19 protein-coding genes and 2 pseudogenes are annotated in these 19,285 nt (G+C 73.5%); 11 read left to right on the plus strand and 10 right to left on the minus strand.

Translation table 11 applies throughout. The features are described from left to right. Positions 1–186, plus strand: a pseudogene (locus tag EAO77_RS18160) (copper homeostasis protein CutC); the annotation flags it as partial. Positions 187–237: 51 nt separating this feature from the next. On the opposite strand, the gene EAO77_RS18165 reads toward EAO77_RS18160, so the two are convergent. Continuing rightward, positions 238–936 (minus strand): copper homeostasis protein CutC, encoded by a 699-nt coding sequence (locus tag EAO77_RS18165; protein ID WP_147989331.1) that lies wholly within the window; start codon positions 934–936, stop codon positions 238–240. A gap of 249 nt (positions 937–1,185) precedes the next feature. Between EAO77_RS18165 and EAO77_RS18170 the strand changes: the two genes are divergently transcribed. The 3 genes from EAO77_RS18170 to EAO77_RS18180 all read left to right on the plus strand — a co-directional run bounded on the left by EAO77_RS18170 (position 1,186) and on the right by EAO77_RS18180 (position 5,662). Beyond that, entirely contained in the window at positions 1,186–3,471 is a 2,286-nt protein-coding gene (locus EAO77_RS18170; protein WP_147989332.1) for a heavy metal translocating P-type ATPase, read from the plus strand. 148 nt (positions 3,472–3,619) lie between these two features. Beyond that, complete coding sequence (locus EAO77_RS18175) at positions 3,620–4,288, plus strand: hypothetical protein (protein WP_147989333.1); 669 nt, start codon at positions 3,620–3,622, stop codon at positions 4,286–4,288. Between the two features lie 159 nt (positions 4,289–4,447). Continuing rightward, entirely contained in the window at positions 4,448–5,662 is a 1,215-nt protein-coding gene (locus EAO77_RS18180; protein ID WP_147989407.1) for a Cmx/CmrA family chloramphenicol efflux MFS transporter, read from the plus strand. A 55-nt stretch (positions 5,663–5,717) separates the two neighbouring features. Here the strand turns inward: EAO77_RS18180 and EAO77_RS18185 are convergent, their stop codons facing one another. Together EAO77_RS18185 and EAO77_RS18190 are read right to left on the minus strand one after the other, a co-directional pair. After that, positions 5,718–5,987 carry a DUF4031 domain-containing protein gene (locus EAO77_RS18185; RefSeq protein ID WP_147989334.1) on the minus strand — a complete coding sequence of 90 codons (270 nt, stop codon included), beginning with the start codon at positions 5,985–5,987 and terminating at the stop codon, positions 5,718–5,720. Continuing rightward, positions 5,984–6,340: a hypothetical protein gene (locus EAO77_RS18190; RefSeq protein ID WP_147989335.1), complete on the minus strand. Its 357-nt coding sequence runs from the start codon at positions 6,338–6,340 to the stop codon at positions 5,984–5,986. Before EAO77_RS18190 ends, EAO77_RS18185 begins: the two co-directional genes overlap by 4 nt. Positions 6,341–6,407: 67 nt before the next feature. On the opposite strand from EAO77_RS18190, the gene EAO77_RS18195 reads away from it, so the two are divergent. Further along, the gene (locus EAO77_RS18195; RefSeq protein WP_147989336.1) at positions 6,408–7,325 is read left to right on the plus strand and encodes a MurR/RpiR family transcriptional regulator; all 918 of its coding nucleotides are present in this window, start codon (positions 6,408–6,410) and stop codon (positions 7,323–7,325) included. Between the two features lie 59 nt (positions 7,326–7,384). Continuing rightward, positions 7,385–8,344 (plus strand): N-acetylmuramic acid 6-phosphate etherase, encoded by a 960-nt coding sequence (gene murQ / locus EAO77_RS18200; protein ID WP_147989337.1) that lies wholly within the window; start codon positions 7,385–7,387, stop codon positions 8,342–8,344. 214 nt (positions 8,345–8,558) lie between these two features. On the opposite strand, the gene EAO77_RS18205 is transcribed toward murQ, so the two are convergent. From EAO77_RS18205 to EAO77_RS18215, 3 genes and pseudogenes are all read right to left on the minus strand, one after another. Then, on the minus strand, positions 8,559–9,239 hold the full coding sequence (locus tag EAO77_RS18205; protein WP_147989338.1) for an ABC transporter ATP-binding protein: 681 nt from the start codon (positions 9,237–9,239) through the stop codon (positions 8,559–8,561). A 44-nt stretch (positions 9,240–9,283) separates the two neighbouring features. After that, positions 9,284–9,493, minus strand: a pseudogene (locus EAO77_RS18210) (ABC transporter permease); the annotation flags it as partial. A gap of 23 nt (positions 9,494–9,516) precedes the next feature. Beyond that, on the minus strand, positions 9,517–10,050 hold the full coding sequence (locus tag EAO77_RS18215; RefSeq protein WP_147989339.1) for a hypothetical protein: 534 nt from the start codon (positions 10,048–10,050) through the stop codon (positions 9,517–9,519). Between the two features lie 214 nt (positions 10,051–10,264). Here EAO77_RS18215 and EAO77_RS18220 point away from each other — a divergent pair, with 214 nt between their 5' ends. Further along, a complete protein-coding gene (locus tag EAO77_RS18220; RefSeq protein WP_147989340.1) occupies positions 10,265–10,609 on the plus strand; it encodes a cupin domain-containing protein in 345 nt (114 codons plus the stop codon). Between the two features lie 259 nt (positions 10,610–10,868). Here the strand turns inward: EAO77_RS18220 and EAO77_RS18225 are convergent, their stop codons facing one another. From EAO77_RS18225 to EAO77_RS18235, 3 genes are all read right to left on the minus strand, one after another. Beyond that, complete coding sequence (locus EAO77_RS18225; protein WP_147989341.1) at positions 10,869–12,143, minus strand: HEAT repeat domain-containing protein; 1,275 nt, start codon at positions 12,141–12,143, stop codon at positions 10,869–10,871. A gap of 177 nt (positions 12,144–12,320) precedes the next feature. After that, the gene (locus EAO77_RS18230; RefSeq protein ID WP_147989342.1) at positions 12,321–12,716 is read right to left on the minus strand and encodes a DUF2267 domain-containing protein; all 396 of its coding nucleotides are present in this window, start codon (positions 12,714–12,716) and stop codon (positions 12,321–12,323) included. A gap of 98 nt (positions 12,717–12,814) precedes the next feature. Continuing rightward, on the minus strand, positions 12,815–13,246 hold the full coding sequence (locus EAO77_RS18235; protein ID WP_147989343.1) for an Hsp20/alpha crystallin family protein: 432 nt from the start codon (positions 13,244–13,246) through the stop codon (positions 12,815–12,817). 128 nt (positions 13,247–13,374) lie between these two features. On the opposite strand from EAO77_RS18235, the gene EAO77_RS18240 reads away from it, so the two are divergent. The 4 genes from EAO77_RS18240 (at position 13,375) to EAO77_RS18255 (ending at position 17,878) form a co-directional block, all read left to right on the plus strand. After that, on the plus strand, positions 13,375–14,025 hold the full coding sequence (locus EAO77_RS18240; RefSeq protein WP_147989344.1) for a type III effector protein: 651 nt from the start codon (positions 13,375–13,377) through the stop codon (positions 14,023–14,025). A gap of 129 nt (positions 14,026–14,154) precedes the next feature. Then, a complete protein-coding gene (htpG, locus tag EAO77_RS18245; protein ID WP_147989345.1) occupies positions 14,155–16,071 on the plus strand; it encodes a molecular chaperone HtpG in 1,917 nt (638 codons plus the stop codon). A 351-nt stretch (positions 16,072–16,422) separates the two neighbouring features. After that, entirely contained in the window at positions 16,423–17,397 is a 975-nt protein-coding gene (locus EAO77_RS18250; RefSeq protein WP_147989346.1) for a GNAT family N-acetyltransferase, read from the plus strand. A gap of 82 nt (positions 17,398–17,479) precedes the next feature. Further along, entirely contained in the window at positions 17,480–17,878 is a 399-nt protein-coding gene (locus EAO77_RS18255; RefSeq protein ID WP_147989347.1) for a hypothetical protein, read from the plus strand. Positions 17,879–18,218: 340 nt separating this feature from the next. On the opposite strand, the gene EAO77_RS18260 is transcribed toward EAO77_RS18255, so the two are convergent. Beyond that, positions 18,219–18,641: a hypothetical protein gene (locus EAO77_RS18260; protein WP_147989348.1), complete on the minus strand. Its 423-nt coding sequence runs from the start codon at positions 18,639–18,641 to the stop codon at positions 18,219–18,221. Between the last annotated feature and the right edge of the window lie 644 nt (positions 18,642–19,285).

Consider the following 19,285-nt stretch of genomic DNA (forward strand, 5'->3'; position numbering starts at 1 on the left):
GACCACGGGCTGCCCGACCTCGTCACCGTCGAGCGCCTGGTGGCCGTCCTCGACGGCTGCCGCTGGACGTTCCACCGGGCCATCGACCGGGCCGCGGACCGCGACGCCCTGCGCAAGCAGCTCGCGGACGTCCCCGGCCTGGACACCTATCTGACGGCGGGCTCCCCGGCGGGCGCGCCACCCTGAGGGCAGGGGCGCGGGTGACCGGCCCGGAACCGGCGTCCGCCCGCCCGGCGGCTAGGCGTCGAGGGCCTCGCGCCACGCGCGGACGGCGGGGGCGGAGACGGGGGCCGTCCAGCCGGAGGGGCGGGCGGCGCCGCCGATGTGGAAGGCCGTGAGGCCGGCCCGGCGCAGTTCGGGGACGTGCTCCAGGCGCAGGCCGCCGCCGACGAGCAGGGTCGGCTCGTAGCCCGGCTCGCCGAGGCGGGCCGCCTCGGCGACGAGCGTGGGGAGTCCGTCGTCGACGCCCGCCGGGGAGCCCGCCGTCAGATAGGTGTCCAGGCCGGGGACGTCCGCGAGCTGCTTGCGCAGGGCGTCGCGGTCCGCGGCCCGGTCGATGGCCCGGTGGAACGTCCAGCGGCAGCCGTCGAGGACGGCCACCAGGCGCTCGACGGTGACGAGGTCGGGCAGCCCGTGGTCGTCGAGGAAGCCGAGCACGAACTCGTCGGCCCCGGCGTCCCGCAGTGTCGACGCGGTGCGCACCAGCGCGTCGACGTCGTCGGGGCCGCCCGCCGCGAAGCCGTCGGTGAGGCGGAGCATCACACGCAGCGGGATGTCCACGGCGGCGCGGATGCTGCGGAAGGTCTCGATCGGCGGGGTCAGGCCGTCGGCCGCCATGTCGGTGACCAGCTCCAGCCGGTCGGCTCCACCGGCCCGGGCGGCGACCGCGTCCTCCGCGTCGAGGGCGATCACCTCAAGGAGTGCACGGTTGCTCATGGGGCCCATTCCTCCAGGAAGTACTGCTGACGGTGCGGCGCGGCTCGGACGAGCCCGCCCAACAGGTCTAGTCCAATGTCCACCCTAATGCCCATCCGGCTCCCCGGCAGCAGCGCGCGACACCCTCACCCCCTCGGATTCCCCGTCACACCTTGCGCCATATACAGGGAGGGGGTATACAAGAGGGGCAAGATACCCCCAGGGGGTATCTGCGCAGTAGGATACGAGACCGACGAAGGAGCACCGGAGATGCCGACCGCAGCCGCTCACCCGGCCACCAGCGAAGCCCGCGAGACGGAACTCGCCATCGGCGGCATGACGTGCGCCTCCTGCGCGGCCCGCATCGAGAAGAAGCTCAACCGGATGGACGGCGTCGAGGCCACCGTCAACTACGCCACCGAGAAGGCGAAGGTCTCCTTCGCCCCCGGCGTCGACGTGGCGGATCTCATCGCCACCGTCGAGAAGACCGGCTACACCGCCCACGAACCCGCGCCCGAGCGCCCCGCCCGCGAGGCGGACGCCGAGAACGCCGGCGGCGAGCCGGACGAGCTCGCGCCCCTGCGGCAGCGTCTGGTCACCGCCGTCGTGCTCTCCGTGCCCGTGATCGCGATGGCCATGGTCCCGGCGTTCCAGTTCGAGTACTGGCAGTGGCTGAGCCTCACACTCGCCGCGCCGGTCGTCACCTACGCGGCCTGGCCGTTCCACCGCGCCGCCTTCACCAACGCCCGCCACGGCGCGGCCACCATGGACACCCTGATCTCCGTCGGCACCTCGGCGGCCTTCCTGTGGTCCCTGTGGGCGCTCTTCTTCGGCACCGCCGGGACCCCGGGCATGACCCACCCCTTCGAGTTCACCGTCGCCCGCAGCGACGGCGCCGGGAACATCTACCTGGAGGCCGCGGCCGGCGTCACCGCCTTCATCCTCGCGGGCCGGTACTTCGAGGCACGCTCCAAGCGCAAGGCGGGCGCCGCCCTGAGGGCACTCCTGGAACTGGGCGCGAAGGAGGTCACCGTCCTGCGCGGCGGCCGGCAGGAGACCGTCCCGACGTCGGAGCTGGCGGTCGGGATGCGCTTCCTGGTCCGCCCCGGCGAGAAGATCGCCACCGACGGCACGGTCGTCGAGGGGTCGTCCGCGATCGACGCGTCCATGCTGACCGGCGAGTCCGTGCCCGTGGAGGTCTCCGTGGGCGACGCCGTCACCGGCGCGACCCTGAACGCCGGCGGCCGCCTCGTCGTCGAGGCCACCCGCGTCGGCGCCGACACCCAGCTCGCCCGGATGGCCAGGCTCGTCGAGGACGCGCAGAACGGCAAGGCGGCGGCCCAGCGCCTCGCCGACCGGATCTCGGCCGTCTTCGTCCCCGTCGTCATCGGCCTCGCCCTCGCGACGCTCGGCTTCTGGCTGGGCAACGGCTCCGGTCTGACCGCCGCGTTCACCGCCGCCGTCGCCGTCCTGATCATCGCCTGCCCCTGCGCCCTCGGGCTGGCCACCCCGACCGCGCTCATGGTCGGCACCGGACGCGGCGCGCAGCTCGGCATCCTGATCAAGGGACCCGAGGTCCTGGAGACCACCCGCTCCGTCGACACGATCGTGCTCGACAAGACCGGCACGGTCACCACGGGCCGGATGACGCTGCTCGCCGTCCACACCGCCGACGGCGTCACCGAGGACGAGGTCCTGCGCCTGGCCGGCGCGCTGGAGAACGCCTCGGAGCACCCCGTCGCCCGGGCCGTCGCCGCGGGCGCCGCCGAGCGCGTCGGCGCCCTGCCCGCCCCCGAGGACTTCGCCAACGCGCCCGGCCTGGGTGTGCAGGGCGTCGTCGAGGGCCACGCCGTCCTCGTCGGGCGCAAGAAGCTCCTGGGCACGGGCGGGCGATGGGGGAAGGGGATGGAGCTCACCCCGGAGCTCGCCGCCGCCGAGCAGGAGGCGGAACGGGCCGGGCGCACCGCGATCGCCGTCGCCTGGGACGGCGAGGCCCGCGCGGTCCTGGAGGTCGCCGACGCCGTCAAGGAGACCAGCGCGGAGGCCGTCCGCAGGCTGCGCGCCCTCGGACTCACCCCGATCCTGCTCACGGGCGACAACCGGATCGTCGCCGAGGCCGTCGCCGCGGAGGTGGGCATCGACGAGGTGATCGCGGAGGTCATGCCCGAGGACAAGGTGGACGTCGTCCGCCGGCTCCAGGCCGAGGGCCGCAGCGTCGCCATGGTCGGCGACGGCGTCAACGACGCCGCCGCGCTCGCCGCCGCCGATCTCGGCCTGGCGATGGGGACCGGCACCGACGCCGCGATCGAGGCCGGCGACCTGACCCTCGTACGCGGGGACCTGAACGCCGCGGCCGACGCGATCCGGCTCTCCCGCCGCACCCTCGGAACGATCCGGTCCAACCTCTTCTGGGCCTTCGCCTACAACGTGGCCGCGCTGCCGCTCGCCGCGGCGGGCCTGCTGAACCCGATGATCGCGGGGGCGGCGATGGCCTTCTCCTCGGTGTTCGTCGTCGGGAACTCGCTGCGACTGCGCGGCTTCAAGCCCACCGCCTGACCTGCCCTTCCCCACCCGGGCCCCGGCCGCCTCCGGCCGGGGCCCGGCGCGTACGAGGGGTGCCTCTTCGGGGGCGCCCTTTCAGCCAGCGGGCCGCGGCCACCACGCGGCGTCACGCCGGACACCCGGCGGCGGCACAATGTTGCGCATGGCCGCACTCCCCCCGCACCCCGCCCACGACAGCCTCCGCAGCCGCTGGCGCGCCACCCTCGTCGCCGCGCTCGGCTCGGACGACCCCGGGGTCGAGCCGGACCGCTACGCCGACTCGCTCCTGGCCCGCTGGGCGGAGCCGCAGCGGCGGTACCACACCACCGATCACCTGGCCGCCGTCCTCGACCGGATCGACGAGCTGGAAGGGCACGCGGGCGACGTCGCGGCGGTCCGGCTCGCGGCCTGGTTCCACGACGCCGTCTACCTTCCGGACCGCTCCGAGAACGAGGAGCGCTCCGCCCACCTCGCGGAGCGCGCCCTCACCGAGCTGGGCGTCGACGAACGGCGCACCGCCGAGGTCGCCCGGCTGGTACGCCTCACCGTCACCCACGACCCCGCCCCCGGCGACGCCGACGGCGAGGTGCTCTGCGACGCCGACCTCGCGATCCTGGCCGCCTCCCCGCAGGCGTACGCGGCCTACGCGGCGGCCGTGCGCGAGGAGTACGCGTTCGTGCCCGAGGAGGCGTTCCGCGACGGGCGGGCGGCGGTGCTGCGCCAGCTGCTGGCGCTGCCCGCGCTGTTCCGCACCCCGTACGGGCGGGAGCACTGGGAGAAGCCCGCACGGCACAACCTCACGGTGGAGCTGGAGCTGCTGGCCGCGTCGTAGGCGGCCGGCGCACCGGAGGGGCGGACGCCCTCGCCGGAGGGCCGGGCACCGGGTGGGCGGCCGCATCGTGAGACGGCCGGACCGCGGGGAATGACAGGAACGACGACGTCGTTGGCACCTGTCATGCCCGAACCTTCCGCACGCCCCGCCGGCACCCGCATGCCGCTCGCCGTCTACATACTCGGCCTGTCCGTCTTCGCGCTCGGCACCAGCGAGTTCATGCTCTCCGGGCTGCTGCCGCCGATCGCCGAGGACATGGACGTGTCGATCCCCAGCGCCGGGCTGCTGATCTCCGCGTTCGCCATCGGCATGGTGATCGGCGCGCCGCTGCTCGCGGTGGCGACGCTGCGGCTGCCCCGCAAGACCACCCTGGTCGCGCTGATCTCGGTGTTCGGCATCGGGCAGGTCGCGGGTGCGCTGGCTCCGACGTACGAGATCCTCTTCGCCTCGCGCGTGATCAGCGCGCTGGCGTGCGCGGGCTTCTGGGCCGTGGGAGCGGCCGTCGCCATCGCCATGGTGCCGATGACCTCACGGGCCCGGGCGATGGCCGTGATGATCGGCGGGCTGTCGATCGCCAACGTCCTGGGCGTCCCGGCGGGCGCGTTCCTCGGCGAGCACCTGGGCTGGCGCTCCGCGTTCTGGGCGGTGGGCGCGGCATCCGCGATCGCCCTCGTCGGCGTGGTGACGCTGATCCCCCGGATCCCGCTGCCCGAGCGGCGCCCGCGCCTGAAGGGCGAGCTGTCGATCTACCGCGACCGGCAGGTGTGGCTGTCGATCGCCGTGACCGCGCTGGCGGCGGGTGGGGTGTTCTGCGCCTTCTCCTACCTCGCGCCGCTGCTCACGGACGTCGCCGGGCTGCCGGACGGCTGGGTGCCGACGGTGCTGGCGCTGTTCGGCCTCGGCGCGCTGGTCGGCACGACGGTCGGCGGGCGGGTCGCCGACGCCCATCTCTTCGGGGTGCTGCTCTCCGGCACCGCCGCGTCGACCGTGCTGCTGGCCGCGCTCGCGCTCTTCGCCTCCAGCCCCGCCGCCGTGATCGCGCTGTCGTTCCTGCTCGGGCTCTCCGCGTTCTACACGGCGCCCGCGCTCAACGCGCGCATGTTCAACGTGGCGGGTGCGGCGCCCACGCTGGCGGGCGCGACGACGACGGCCGCGTTCAACCTGGGCAACACGGGAGGTCCCTGGCTGGGCGGCACGGTGATCGACGCGGGCCTCGGCTTCGCCTCCACGGCCTGGGCGGGTGCGGCGATGACGCTGGTGGCCATCGCCCTGGTCGCCGTCTCCCTGCGTCTGCACAGCCGTTCCCGGGTGGTCATGGGGGCGATGGGAGCACCCGCGCGGCCCGCCGCCGCGCACCGCACCGAGCACGTCTGACGCCCCCGGCGTCGCGGCGGGGCACGGCCGGCGCGTCCGGGCCGGCCGTGCCCCGCTACGACGCCGGGCGGTGCTTCGGGCGGCGCAGGCCGGCGAGGGTGATGCGGCGGACCAGTTCCTTGGAGCCGATCTCGACCGCGCCCGCCGCCACGGCGTCCGCGTAGCGGTGGGAGGGCACGTCGTAGTGGTCGCGCTCGAACGCGCGGCGCGGACAGCCGATCGCGTCGGCGAAGGCGTGCAGTTCCTCGAAGGAGACGTCGCTGACCATGTGCGACCACATACGGCCGTGGCCCGGCCAGTTCGGCGGGTCGATGTAGACCGTCACCGCAGACCGCCCACCGGGGCGACGACGGCCCCCGCCTTCGTGCACACCCAGCGCGGATCGGTGCCCAGTTCGGGTTCGACCTCCAGCGCGTGCGGGTCGCCCGCGTCGCAGACCGGGCACAGCGGCCAGCGGCCGTACCGTTCCAGCAGCGCGTCCTGCACGTCCTGGGCCACCAGCCCCGTCACGTAGGCGACGCCGTCCGGCCACTGCTCGACCCACCAGCGGCGGTGCGTGACGGCGTCCTCCACGAGGGAGACGACATCCGCGTCCGCCACGTCGCGTGCGGCGAGGTCGGCGAGGACCATGGCCCGGGCGGCGTGCAGGGCCTGCTCCAGCGGGTTCGTCTCGTCCATGCGCCCCATTGTCCCGCGGCGCCCGGGGGTCTTGACGGCGGGCGAATCCTGAAAATACCTTTCACAGGTGACCTATCCAGTGAAGGAAATTTTCAACGGTGAGGCACCGCCCGCACCCGCCGCTCTCGCGGCGAAGGTGCGTACGCTCTCCCCGTCCATGACCCGCTCCATGCAGCGGGTCGCCGAAGCCGTCGCCGACGACCCGGCCGGCTGCGCGGCCCTCACGGTCACCGGACTCGCGGAGCTCACGGGCACCAGCGAGGCGACCGTGGTCCGCACCGCCCGCCTCCTCGGCTACCCCGGCTACCGCGATCTGCGCCTGGCCCTCGCCGGCCTCGCCGCCCACCAGCAGTCCGGCCGGGCGCCGGCCCTCACCACCGACATCGCCGTCGACGACCCGATAGGCGACGTCGTCGCCAAGCTCGCCTACGACGAGCAGCAGACGCTCGCCGACACCGCAGCCGGCCTGGACACCGTGCAGCTCGGCGCGGCGGTCGCCGCCGCGTCCACGGCCCGCCGCATCGACATCTACGGCGTCGGCGCCTCCTCGCTCGTCGGCATGGACCTGGCCCAGAAGCTGCTGCGGATCGGCCTCATCGCCCACGCCCACACCGATCCGCACCTCGCCGTGACCAACGCGGTGCAGCTGCGCTCGGGCGACGTCGCCATCGCCATCACCCACTCCGGGTCGACCGGTGACGTCATCGAGCCGCTGCGGGCGGCCTTCGACCGCGGGGCGACGACCGTCGCGATCACCGGCCGGCCCGACGGCCCCGTGACGCAGTACGCCGACCATGTGCTGACCACGTCCACGGCCCGCGAGAGCGAGCTGCGCCCGGCCGCCATGTCCTCCCGCACCAGCCAGCTGCTCGTCGTCGACTGCCTGTTCATCGGTGTCGCCCAGCGCACGTACGAGACGGCTGCCCCCGCCCTCGCCGCGTCGTACGAGGCACTCGCGCACCGCCACAGCCCGCGCGGCCGCTGACACCTCCTGCCCGCACCGCACCCCCTCGCCGTATGCCCGAGAAAGCAGAGCCGCCCTCCATGACCTCCACCTACGGTGAACTCCGCGCCCAGCTCGCCTCCCTGACGACCGAGGCGTTCCGCCCCGAGCTGGCCGACATCGACCGCCTGCCCACCCTGGAGATCGCGCGGATCATGAACGGCGAGGACACCTCCGTCCCCGCCGCCGTGGCCGCCCAGCTGCCCGTCATCGCCGCCGCGATCGACGCCACCGCCGAGCGCATGGCCCGGGGCGGCCGGCTGATCTACGCGGGCGCCGGCACGGCGGGCCGGCTGGGGGTGCTCGACGCGAGCGAGTGCCCGCCGACGTTCAACACCGACCCCTCGGAGGTCGTGGGTCTGATCGCGGGCGGCCCGACGGCGATGGTCACGGCGGTCGAGGGCGCGGAGGACAGCAAGGAGTTCGCCGCGGCCGATCTGGACGCGCTGAAGACCGGCCCGGACGACACGGTGATCGGCATCTCGGCGTCGGGCCGCACCCCCTACGCGATCGGCGCGGTGGAGCACGCGCGATCGCTGGGAGCGCTCACCATCGGCCTGTCCTCCAACGCGGGCAGTGCGCTGGGGGCGGCCGCGGACCACGGCATCGAAGTGGTGACGGGGCCCGAACTGCTCACCGGGTCGACCCGGTTGAAGGCGGGGACGGCGCAGAAGCTGGTCCTCAACATGATCTCGACGATCACGATGATCCGTCTGGGCAAGACGTACGGGAACCTGATGGTGGACGTCCGCGCCTCCAACGACAAGCTGCACGCCCGCTCCCGGCGGATCGTCGCCCTGGCGACGGACGCCTCCGACGCGGAGATCGAGGCGGCCCTCGCGGCGACGGGCGGGGAGGTGAAGCACGCGATCCTGGTCATCCTGGGCGGGGTGGACGCCGCCCGCGCGGCGTCCCTCCTCACGGCGACCCACGGCCACCTCCGCGCGGCCCTCACCCGGTGCCTCCCGCCCTCGACCCCACCAGCCCCTTCCGGCACCTGAGCCCCGGGCAGCTCAACCCCGCCGGCGACTGAGCCCCGGGCAACTCAGACCCTTCCGGCACCTGAGCCCCGGGCAGCTCAGCCCCGCCGGCACCTGAGCCCCGGGCAACTCAGCCCCGCCGGCGATTGCGGCGCGGGGTGCGGGGCAGCGCCCCGCCGCACCCGGCCGCGCCCACGGACCCGGCCGCACGCCGGCGGACGCGGCCGCCGCCCCCTCACCCCACCTGCTCCTTCACCGTCACCCTCCCCTTGCGAATCGTCGCCACGCGCCTCGCGCGTTTCGCGAGGACCGAGTCGTGGGTGACCATCACGAAGGTGAAGGCGTGCTCCTGCCAGAGGGTCTCCAGGACGTCCATCACCTCGTCCCGCATCGACTCGTCGAGATTCCCGGTGGGTTCGTCGGCGAGCAGCACCGCCGGGCGCTTCACCAACGCCCGCGCGATCGCCACCCGCTGCTGCTGCCCCCCGGACAGCTCCCCGGGCACGTGCCGCAGCCGCTCCCCGAGCCCCACCGACGCCAGCGCCTCGCCCGCGCGTTCGCGGCGTTCGGCGGCCCGCAGGCCGAGGGGGACGAGCGCGGTCTCCACGTTCTCCTGGGCGGTCAGCGTCGGGATCAGGTTGAAGCCCTGGAAGACGAACCCGATCTTCTCCGCGCGCACCCGGGTGAGCCGTGCCTCCGGGAGCGTCGCGAGGTCCGTGCCGTCGAGCAGCACGCTGCCCCCGGTCGGCCTGTCGAGCCCGCCGAGCATCTGGAGCAGCGTCGACTTGCCGCCGCCGGTCGGGCCCTTGATCACCAGGCGGTCGCCGTCCTCGATGGTGAGGTCGACCCCGTCGAGGGCGTGCACGGTCTCCTTGCCCCGCCGGTAGCTCTTGGTGACGGCGCTGAGCTGGTACATCTGCAACTCCTGTTGTGCGATGAGGGAAAGGGGGCCGGGGCGCGTCACTCGACGCGGCGCAGCGCGTCCGCCGGGCGCAGGCGCGACGCGCGCCAGCCGCCGAAGCCGCCCGCCACGAGCCCGCCGGCGACGGCGAGCGCGACGGCCAGGCCGATGGTGGTCAGCGAGACGGGCGCGGTGAGCACGATGTCCAGGGCGCGCGTGGAGGCCCCGGGGCCCCCGGCCCCGCCCGGCCCGGCCACCCGCATCCCGCCGGCCGCGCGACGCCGCGGGCCCGTCAGCCGGGGAAGGAGAAGTAGAGCGCCTCGCTGTAGAAGGACGCGAAGTGCTTCTGCCAGTCGGCTCGGACGGCTGCCAGCCAGTCGTCGTTCCGGCCGGCGATCGCCGCCTCGGCCCGGGCGACGGCGTCGGGGATGTCGTCGGACGCCAGACGCCGCACGCTCGCCGCCGGGTCGTCGTCCGTCAGCGAGACGATCTCCCCGGTCTCGAGGACGACGTACTTCGCCTGCTGCTTCTCGAGATGAGCCGTGGTCCGGGCAACGCAGTCGGCGAACTCGGCGTCGTCCTCCAGGCCCTGGCCGACCACGCGCAGGAGGTCGCGGAGCAGGGCCGCCCCTTCGGCGTAGTCCGCGGCGATGCCGATCGGAGGGTTCCAGATCATGGACGGGACGATCGTCGTTCCGCGCCCCGCCATGAGCTTGTGCGCGAGCGGGATGTCCCAGTTGTGCTCGGATATGCACCGGATCCGCCGGGGGAGCTCTGCCTCGTTCGGCATCGAGTCTGCGGAATAGAGATACGAACGGTTTGCCATGGTGGCGACGCTACCAACGGGGACGGACACCCCCGGCCGGGCGTCCTCGGCCAGCCCCGGGCAGCGAGGTGTGTGCCGGTGCCGGCGTGATCCGGAAGGCAGGGCCCGGCGAGGCGGCATCCCGGCGGCGGCACGACGAAGTGTCGCCCCACGGGCCGTCCGGCGCACACACTGTCCCTGGCCGCAGGGCGCACGGGCTGTCTACGGTCCTCGCATGACACACAGCTTCGCCCTCCACGTCCCGGACGTGGACCTCGACCCCGAGCCGCTCGCATCCGGCCAGATCCTCTCCGGCACCCCGGAGGTGTCCGGGAAGGTGATCTGGGAGGCCGAGGACGGACGCCAGGTCCGAGGGGTCTGGCAGATCACCCCGGGTGTCGTCACCGACGTCGAGGCCGACGAACTCTTCGTCGTCCTCAGCGGGTCGGCGACCATCGAGGTGGCGGGCGGCGCCACGTTCACCGTCGGGCCCGGAGACATGGCGATCCTGCGGGAGGGCGACCGCACGACGTGGACCGTCCACGAGACGCTGCGCAAGGTGTACGCGATCACCCGATGACGGCGGGCCCGGCGCCGTCCCGGTGGGGGCCGCCGGCCGGACTCCGGTGCCTCCTCCCCCTCCGCCGGCAGGGGGGCGAGAACCCGGACGCCTTCCTCCCCGACACCGTGATCGACCCGGCTGCCCGTCCGTCACCGCCGCCGACCGCGAGATCCGTGGCGGCGGTCAGAGGCTGCGTGGCCCTCCGGGCCGGCCGCCACCGGTTCAGCGCGTACGGCGCCCGCGGACACGTGCACGGAGAACGCTGCGACGGCCGTGCTCAGCGGCCGTCGCGGCGCCACGTGTAGCGCATCACCGCGTCGAGACACCGCTCGCGCAACGGGTCGGGCGGCGGCGGGAGCACGGGCGACGGCGGGAGCAGCCGGCGCGACGCCTCGACGCACCGCTCGTCGTCGTGCAGCGCGAGCCCGTACACGGCGGCACACCGCACCTCGTGGTCCGTGTCGTCGAGCAGGGCGGCCATGGCGTCGGCGAAGCCGGGGTCGTGGACCCTGCTCTCGGCGAGCGTGCCGCAGGCGGCCTGCCGGACCGCCGCGTCCCTGTCCCTCATCAGCGCCAGCACCGTCTCACCCACGTCGCCGGGAAGGGCGGGCTGCTCCCGCCAGGTGCCGAGCCCGCTCGCCACCGCGCGCCGTATCCCCGCGTCCGGGTGGCCGGCGTGACGCAGGAGGGCGGCGTCGGCTCGCGGATCGGCGTGCTCGCCGAGCGCGACCAGCACCTCGGTGAGCACGGCCACGTCCTCCTCCTGCGTCGACCAGTCGGTGAACACATCCAGCGCGGGGCCGGCGAACGCGTCCTCGTCGCTGCCGTCGAAAAGATGGGTCAGACGGAGCACCGCGGCGCCGAAGAGACGGTGGCACGGTGCCGCGTGCGTGCGCAGCGCCAGGGCGGACGCCCAGGTCTCCCCGTCCCGGCGGACGGCCAGCTCGGTGGCGGCATGCCCCCATGTGCTGTGGTCCGGGTCGTGCCGCAACGCGCGGGCCAGCAGATCCTCGAACGGGGCGCGGATGCCGAGCCGCTGCTCCAGGATCGTGAGGATCGCCCCGTGTCCGTCCCGGACGGACACCCCGCCGAGGGTGAACTCGACGACGCTGTCGAACTCGTCGTCCGGGACCCGGGTGCGGACGACACCGTCGGGCGAGCCCGTGCGGCGCCGCAGCTCCGCTTCGGCCCCCGCCTGGTGCCGGGCGTTGGCGAGATCGCGCATCCCGCACAGCTCGGTACGGGAACGGCGGGCGCGGATGCGGTCGTCCAGCAGGGCCTCCACCAGCGCGGGCGACCCCGAGTCGACCGCCTCGCGCAGCGACGGGAGCTCCTCCGGCGGGCTCGCGCCCGGATCCGCCCCGTACCGGAGCAGCAGCTGCGCGATGTGCCCTGCGTGCGCCCGCACCGCCAGGCGGAACGCGACATCCACCGTGCCGAGCTCCTCCGTGCCCGAGTGAAGAAGGAGCTGCACCAGGGCGGTGTCCCCCGCCCTCACCGCGGCCAACAGGGCGGAACCGTTCTCCGCCGCGCCCTCCGCAACCGTGCCCACGCCCAAGGCCGCCCCCCACCGTCACATGCTCCCGGCCAGTCTAGGGACGCCTGCCGCGCCCGCGACGACGCGCCGGCTCCGCGGCAGGCGATCCGGACCGCCGGGCGGGTGTCCGTGGCCCGGCAGGCGGTGACGGCACCGGCCAGGGGCATCCCGGCCGTCGGCCGGGCGCTGGTGTCAGGACTGCTGAGGGCGGCCGAAGAGGAGGTCGTAGCCGACGGGGAGCTGGAGCAGGATCTGCCCCATCAGGTCCTCGCCTGCCGCGTCGGCGACGGTGGACAGCACCGCGCTGACGTCCCAGGTCGCGGTCCGCTCGGTCGCGCCCTCGATCCAGGCGGCGGTCGCGCGGACGAACCGCTCAGGGGACAGCGGCTCGGCGCTCTGCAGCGGGTTGAGCAGGATCAGGGCGAAGCTCTCCGGCAGGCGTGCCGCGAGCTGGGCGCGGACCCCGCCGACCAGGTGCGCGCCGAGCAGGGCGAGCACCACGCGGGCCGCACGATCGGCTTCCTCCGGAGTGACGTACTCGCCGCGTTCCCTCACGTGGTCGAGGAACGCTTCGCGTCGCAGGGTCATCTCGCGCCTCCCCGTTCTTCTTCGGAACATCCGTGGGGCGCGGAGGGCGGGGTGAGGGGGAGATCAGGTGCCTGCCCTCCGCGCCGGTCCGGCCGGTGTCAGCCGGAGATCTCCTTGCGGCCGGAGCCGGCGCCGATGGAGATCTTGCGGGGCTTGGCGCGCTCGGCGATGGGGATGCGCAGCGTGAGCACGCCCGCGTCGTAGTCGGCCTGGATGTGCTCGGTGTCCAGGGTGTCGGCGAGGACGAGCTGGCGGGAGAAGACGCCCAGCGGCCGCTCGGACAGTTCCATCTGCACGTCGTCGGCCTTGGCCACCGGTCGGCGCTCGGCCTTGACGGTGAGCATGTTCCGCTCGACGTCGATGTCGATCGCGTCCGCGGTGACGCCTGGGATGTCGAAGGCCACGACGTACTCGTCGCCCTCGCGGTAGGCGTCCATGGGCACCGCGGACGGCTTCGACCAGGTACCCGGGCCCATCAGGTGCTGCGCCAGCCGGTCCAGCTCACGGAAGGGGTCGGTGCGCATCAACATCGTGAAAACACCTCCAGCAGGTTCAGGCAGTTGCTGCCAATGCGCTTCACTGACTCCGTTGTAACATGTCATCTGATGGATGACAAACATGTCGTCGTCCACGTGACGACAACCCGAGGGAGGTGCCCGTGACCGCAGCCGAACAACCGTCGACGACCAGCACCGACGCCCACAGCCCGGCGTCCTTTCTCGCCGCCGCGGCGGCTCTCGCCGCCATCGACGACGCCCTGCGCGATGCCCAGCACGAAACCCCCGATGCCGCCGAACCCGGTCCCGAGCAGGCGCTGGCCTCCCTGATGCTGCTGCGGCAGGTGCGGGAGCAGCTCGCCGGCTGGGAGACGGGTCTGATCGAGACCGCCCGCGAGGCGGGCGCCAGCTGGGCGGACCTCGCCCGGCCCCTCGGCGTCGCCAGCCGCCAGGCCGCCGAACGCCGATACCTGCGCGGCCGCCCGGGCGCCGTCGGCACCACCGGGGAGCAGCGCGTGACGGCCACCCGCCAGGCCAGGGCGGCCGAACGCGCCACCGCTGCCTGGGCCCGCGCCAACGCCGCCGACCTGCGCCGGCTCGCCGGCCAGATCACCGCGCTCGCCCACCTCGCGCCGGAAGCTCGCCCGGCCCAGGCCGCCCTGCATGCCGCCCTCGGCGCCGCCGACGCCGCCGAGCTCATCGCCCCCCTGACCGGCATGCGCCCCTACCTCGATGCCCACCACACCGACCTCGTCACCCGGCTCGACGCCCTCGACGACCGGCTCACGACGTCGGCGGCCGACGACGGCTGACTCCCCCACGAAGCTCCACGGACATGCGGGTGCATTCCGGCCCGCCCCCGAACCGCGCCGCAGGCGGGACACGCCCCGCCCCGGCCCGAGCCCCATCCGTTCATGACGTTCCCACAGAAAGAGACCCCCATGGGCAGCAGTGTCGAGACGCTGGAATTCCAGGCGGAGACCCGCCAGTTGCTCCGGCTGGTGATCCACTCGATCTACTCGAACAAGGACATCTTCCTGCGCGAGCTGATCTCGAACGCCTCCGACGCCCTGGACAAGCTGAGGCTGGAGTCGCTGACCGACTCCAGCCTCGAGGTCGACAGCGGCGACCTGCACATCTCGTTGGAGGTCGACGCGGACGCCCGCACACTGACCGTCCGTGACAACGGGATCGGCATGACCCGGGACGAACTCGTGGAGGTGATCGGCACGATCGCCAAGTCCGGCACCGCGAGCCTGCTGGAGAAGATCAAGGAGTCCAAGGACGCCGCCACCGCCGAGAGCCTGATCGGCCAGTTCGGCGTCGGCTTCTACTCGGCGTTCATGGTGGCCGACAAGGTCACCCTGCGCACGCGGCGGGCCGGCACCGAGTCCGGCACCCGGTGGGAGTCCGACGGCGAGGGCACCTACGACATCCAGGACGTCGACGGACTCCCCGTGGGCACCTCGGTCACCCTCCACCTCAAGCCCGCCGACAGCGAGGACGGGCTCGCCGACTACCTGTCCCCGGCAAAGATCCGGCAGATCGTCAAGCAGTACTCGGACTTCATCCGCTGGCCCATCCGGATGGCCGCCGAGCGCACCGGCACCGAGGGCGAGACCACCCACGACGTCGACACGCTCAACTCGATGAAGGCGCTGTGGGCCCGGCCGCGCAGCGAGGTGAGCCAGGACGAGTACAACGAGTTCTACCAGCAGATCAGCCACGACTGGCTCGCCCCGGCCGAGACGATCCACATGCGCGCCGAGGGCACCTTCGAGTACGAGGCGCTGCTGTTCATCCCCTCGCAGGCCCCCTTCGACCTGTTCTCCCGCGAGACCAGGCGCGGCGTGCAGCTGTACGTCAAGCGGGTGTTCATCATGGACGACTGCGAAGCGCTCATGCCCGACTACCTGCGCTTCGTGAAGGGTGTCGTGGACGCCCACGACCTGTCGCTGAACGTCTCCCGCGAGATCCTCCAGCACGACCGCCAGATCCGCGGCGTCCGCCGGCGCCTGGTCAAGAAGGTCCTCGGCGCCCTCAAGGACATGCAGGCCAAGGACGCCGAGCGCTACGCGAAGGTGTGGGCGGAGTTCGGCCGGGCGCTGAAGGAGGGCCTGATCGAGGACACGGACAACACCGACGCCCTGCTCGAACTGGTGTCGGCCGCCTCCACCCACGACCCGGAGAAGACCACCACGCTGCGCCAGTACGTCGAGCGGATGAAGGACGGCCAGGACACCATCTACTATCTGACCGGCGAGACCCGCGCCATGGTGGAGAACTCCCCGCACATGGAGGCCTTCACCGCCAAGGGATACGAGGTCCTGATCCTCACGGACCCCGTCGACGAGGTGTGGGTGGAGCGGGTCCCGGCCTTCGACGGCCGTCGTCTGCAGTCCATCGCCAAGGGCCAGGTCGACCTCGACGACTCCGCGGACGGCGACGAGGAGACCGACGCCGAGAAGGCCCGGCGCGAGGAGGACTTCGCGTCCCTGCTGCCGTGGCTGGCCGCCACTCTGTCCGAGCAGGTCAAGCAGGTCCGCCTGTCGTCGCGCCTGACGACCTCGGCGGCATGCATCGTCGGTGACGCCGACGACGTGACGCCGACCCTGGAGAAGATGTACCGGGCGATGGGACAGCAACTGCCCACCGTCAAGCGGATCCTGGAACTCAACCCCGCACACCCCCTGATCACGGCCCTGCGCACCGCACACGACGCCGACGCCGACGACCCCGCACTGGCGGAGATCGCCGAGCTGGTCTACGGCAGCGCGCTGCTCGCCGAAGGGGGCGACCTGCCGGACCCGGCCCGCTTCACCCGGCTGCTCACCGACCGCCTGACCCGCGCTCTGTAGGCCTTGGGTGCGGCCCGGCGGCACGGCCGAAACGCCCCGGTCGCACCCTCCCACGCCCCATGGGCCCGCCCGCCACGACACCCGGGGAGTCGTGGCGGGCGGGTTCGACGGTGATGTCGTCGACAGAAGTGGCGGTCGGGGAATCCGGCGAGGACCGGGACCGGTTCGAGGAGGCGGCGTTCCGGAGCGGCGCCCGTTCCGGTATCCGTTCCGGAGCGGCGCCCGTTCCGTATCCGTTCCGGAGCGGCGCCCGTTCCGTATCCGTTCCGGCAGGAGATGCCGGGGGGTGCGCGGGCGGCGGTGCCGGAAACCGGGATGACAGCACGACTCGGTGATCCCTAGGGTCGGCCCATGACCGTCGACCTCGCTGGTCTCACCCGCCGTCCGATCGCCCCGAAGGACGCCGCCGCCCTGGCCGAGCTGCTCAACGCGATCGAGGCAGTCGACACGTTCGGTGAGTACTACTCCGAGGAGGACGCTGCCGACCAGATCAACGCCCCGCTGCTCGACCTGGACCGCGGCACCGTCGGCGTCTTCGACGGCGGAACCATGGTCGGCTACTCCTCCGCTGCGCACCGACCCCTCGCTGAAGGGGTGCACCGGGTGATCGTCAGCGGCGGCGTGCACCCGGACCACCGGCGCCGCGGCCTCGGCGCAGAGCTGCTGGCCGCCGGAACCGCGAGCGCGAAGGCGCTCCATGCGCTGCATCACCCCGGCCTGCCGCTTGCCGTCGACGTCCAGAACAACGCGCGCAACGACGGCGCGCTCGCCTGCTACCGGGCCGCAGGCATGACCCCCGTGCGCTGGTACTCGCACCTGCGGCATCCGCTCGGGGCCGCCGTCGTCGAGGTGACGACGCCCGACGGCCTCGCCCTCGAAGGCTATTCGGCCGACAACGACGCCGAGTTCCTCGCCGTCAGGAACGAGGCCTTCCTCGACCGCTGGGCCGGGGCACCGACGCAGCCGGAGCAGTGGCGTGCGCTGCTCGGCTGGCCGGCTTTCCGCCCGGACCTCAGCTTCCTGCTGCGCGATGCCGGCAGCGGAACCGCTGCCGGCGTGCTGCTGACCTTCTCCTGGGACGCGGACACCAGGGCGACGGGCGTCCGCGACGCGCACGTCATGACCCTCGCGACCCGCCGCGCCTACCGCAGGCGAGGCGTCGCCACCGCACTCGTCCACCGCGCGCTGCGCTCCGCACGGGACGACGGCTTCGACCGGGTGAGCGTCGAGACGGACGCCGACAGCCCGGCCGGCGGAAACGGTCTGTACGAGCGGGCCGGATTCACCGTCGCCCGCACCGAAGTCCGCTACACCCTCGACGCGTGAGCGCACGTCCGCCGACCCCCTCCAGCCACCCGCGCCGACCCGCTGCGCGAGCCACCGGCCCGGGCACGGCACACTCGGCGTCATGAGCAGATACGCAGAGGTCATCGTCCTCGCTCGGAACGCGGAATCCGTGATGGAACCGCTCACCCGCCCCGATCCGGACCGCGCTTGGCACCAGTGCTTCACCCGCGTCGACGACTCCGTCTTCGACGGCAACGGCTCCGGATCGGCCGAGTGCTACGCCTGGGTCATCCAGTTCATCCGGCACAACTGGCGGGGGCTGCTCCCCCGGCTGGAGTCCCTGCCGTGGCCCGACCCGCACTCCGTGCAGGTCCTGGTCCGCGACGAGGAGGACGACTGCTTCGGCCTCTGGATGCTGTACGACGGCAGGCTCACGGAGGTCCCCCTCCCCCGCACCACCCGGATCCACGACCCGGGAATCAGCGTGACGGGAACGCTGAGCAGAACCGACCGGGGGTGAGCGACGTCCTCCATCGTGTCCACGACATGACAGGGGCCGACGCCGGAGCGGGGCGACGAGGACGCACTGGCCTCACCGGAAGGGGACGACCGGGCCTCACCGGAGGGGGACACCGACGGCCTCGCGACCCTCGTCCCGCGCTACCTGGTGGCGGCGGGTGCGGCGGCCTGCGTGATCGTCGCCGCCCGCGCCGCGCTCCGCTCCCGGCGCACGCGGCGCAGCGACGGCTGGAGGTGACGGACCTGGGGGGCTGGTGCCGCGTCCGCCAGCCGGGGGGGCCTGCGGACGCGGCGGCCGTGCGGGCAGGGAAGGTCCGAAAAGCCCGTACCCGAGGTGTGGGCTAGGCACTCAGCAGTGCCGCGAGACGCGTGGCCGTCTTCTCCCCGGCCCGCTGCTTGATCAGGCCTTCCTTGGCCGCGCCCCGCAGCCTGACGGTGCAGGTGTCCTGCGGGCCGCGGGCCACCCACGCGGTGACCACGACGGGATTCAGGCCGCCGGCACCACCGCCCGCGACGACGCGCACCGACGCAGTGCCCCCGCCCGGCTCCACAGGAGGGGACGCCACCGGCCGTCCCGCGCGCTCCAGCACGGTGGCGACATGCCGCACGCAGGCGTCGAACGGCAGGGCGATGACCAGATCGACCTCATGCGCGTTCGTCCTCAGCACCTTGGCCACGAGCCCGGTCAGCCGGCCGCTGCCCCCGCTCACGGCGCCCAGGGCCGCAAGTTCTGCGGCCAGTATCCGATCCTCGTCCTGGTCCACCGGTCACCCCTCCGACGTCGAGACCCGCTCTGCCCGCGCGCCTTCGGCCATCCCTGCCCGCCTCAGCCTCCCACGCCAGGAATCGACGGCCCCGGCGAGGTCCCCAGTCCATCCGCGCGCTTGCGCCGCTCGGGCGGGTACCTCGAGGGTCGTGTCACGACTCGGGGCCTCACATGGCGGCGAGCCCCCGCCTCGCCCGGGGCGTGTTCACCCGGCCTGCCCCTGCTCATGATGAGCCCTGCTCCAGGGCCGCGCAGACTCGGGCGCCCGGGGCAACTGCCTTCCTGGCATGCCCTTTTCGGCACCCGGGTGGACAATGGAAGCGGAGTTTCCGCCCCGGCCGCCGACGGTCACCGAGCCGCCGGAGTCTGCGGAACGCGAAGGGCCCGGCCGGCTGCCGGTGCGGCCCGGACCGGCAGCGTGCGGCGCCCGGCCCGGATGCGGGTCCGGCTACGGTCCGGACCCGGCGGGACGCGCAACGGGGCCCGCTCCCGGCCCACCCCCGACAACCACCGCAGCGGTGTCCGCCCCGGGCCCGTGCCTGCCGCCCCGGCCGGACCGAGAACACAGCAGGCGGACCGGCAGACCGGAACCGGCAGGCCGAGGACCACTGGCCGGGCGGGCCGGCGAACCGCCGGCCCGAC

This window comes from Streptomyces sp. T39 (assembly GCF_008042045.1).
Lineage (GTDB): Bacteria > Actinomycetota > Actinomycetes > Streptomycetales > Streptomycetaceae > Streptomyces.

Coding starts and splice junctions, on each gene's coding strand:
- murQ (WP_147989337.1), top strand. CDS start 7,385: ATGACCTCCACCTACGGTGAACTCCGCGCCCAGCTCGCCTCCCTGACG.
- EAO77_RS18255 (WP_147989347.1), top strand. CDS start 17,480: ATGAGCAGATACGCAGAGGTCATCGTCCTCGCTCGGAACGCGGAATCC.
- EAO77_RS18190 (WP_147989335.1), bottom strand. CDS start 6,340: ATGGACGAGACGAACCCGCTGGAGCAGGCCCTGCACGCCGCCCGGGCC.
- EAO77_RS18220 (WP_147989340.1), top strand. CDS start 10,265: ATGACACACAGCTTCGCCCTCCACGTCCCGGACGTGGACCTCGACCCC.
- EAO77_RS18180 (WP_147989407.1), top strand. CDS start 4,448: ATGCCGCTCGCCGTCTACATACTCGGCCTGTCCGTCTTCGCGCTCGGC.
- EAO77_RS18230 (WP_147989342.1), bottom strand. CDS start 12,716: ATGACCCTGCGACGCGAAGCGTTCCTCGACCACGTGAGGGAACGCGGC.
- EAO77_RS18205 (WP_147989338.1), bottom strand. CDS start 9,239: ATGTACCAGCTCAGCGCCGTCACCAAGAGCTACCGGCGGGGCAAGGAG.
- EAO77_RS18175 (WP_147989333.1), top strand. CDS start 3,620: ATGGCCGCACTCCCCCCGCACCCCGCCCACGACAGCCTCCGCAGCCGC.
- EAO77_RS18250 (WP_147989346.1), top strand. CDS start 16,423: ATGACCGTCGACCTCGCTGGTCTCACCCGCCGTCCGATCGCCCCGAAG.
- EAO77_RS18215 (WP_147989339.1), bottom strand. CDS start 10,050: ATGGCAAACCGTTCGTATCTCTATTCCGCAGACTCGATGCCGAACGAG.
- htpG (WP_147989345.1), top strand. CDS start 14,155: ATGGGCAGCAGTGTCGAGACGCTGGAATTCCAGGCGGAGACCCGCCAG.
- EAO77_RS18165 (WP_147989331.1), bottom strand. CDS start 936: ATGAGCAACCGTGCACTCCTTGAGGTGATCGCCCTCGACGCGGAGGAC.
- EAO77_RS18170 (WP_147989332.1), top strand. CDS start 1,186: ATGCCGACCGCAGCCGCTCACCCGGCCACCAGCGAAGCCCGCGAGACG.
- EAO77_RS18235 (WP_147989343.1), bottom strand. CDS start 13,246: ATGTTGATGCGCACCGACCCCTTCCGTGAGCTGGACCGGCTGGCGCAG.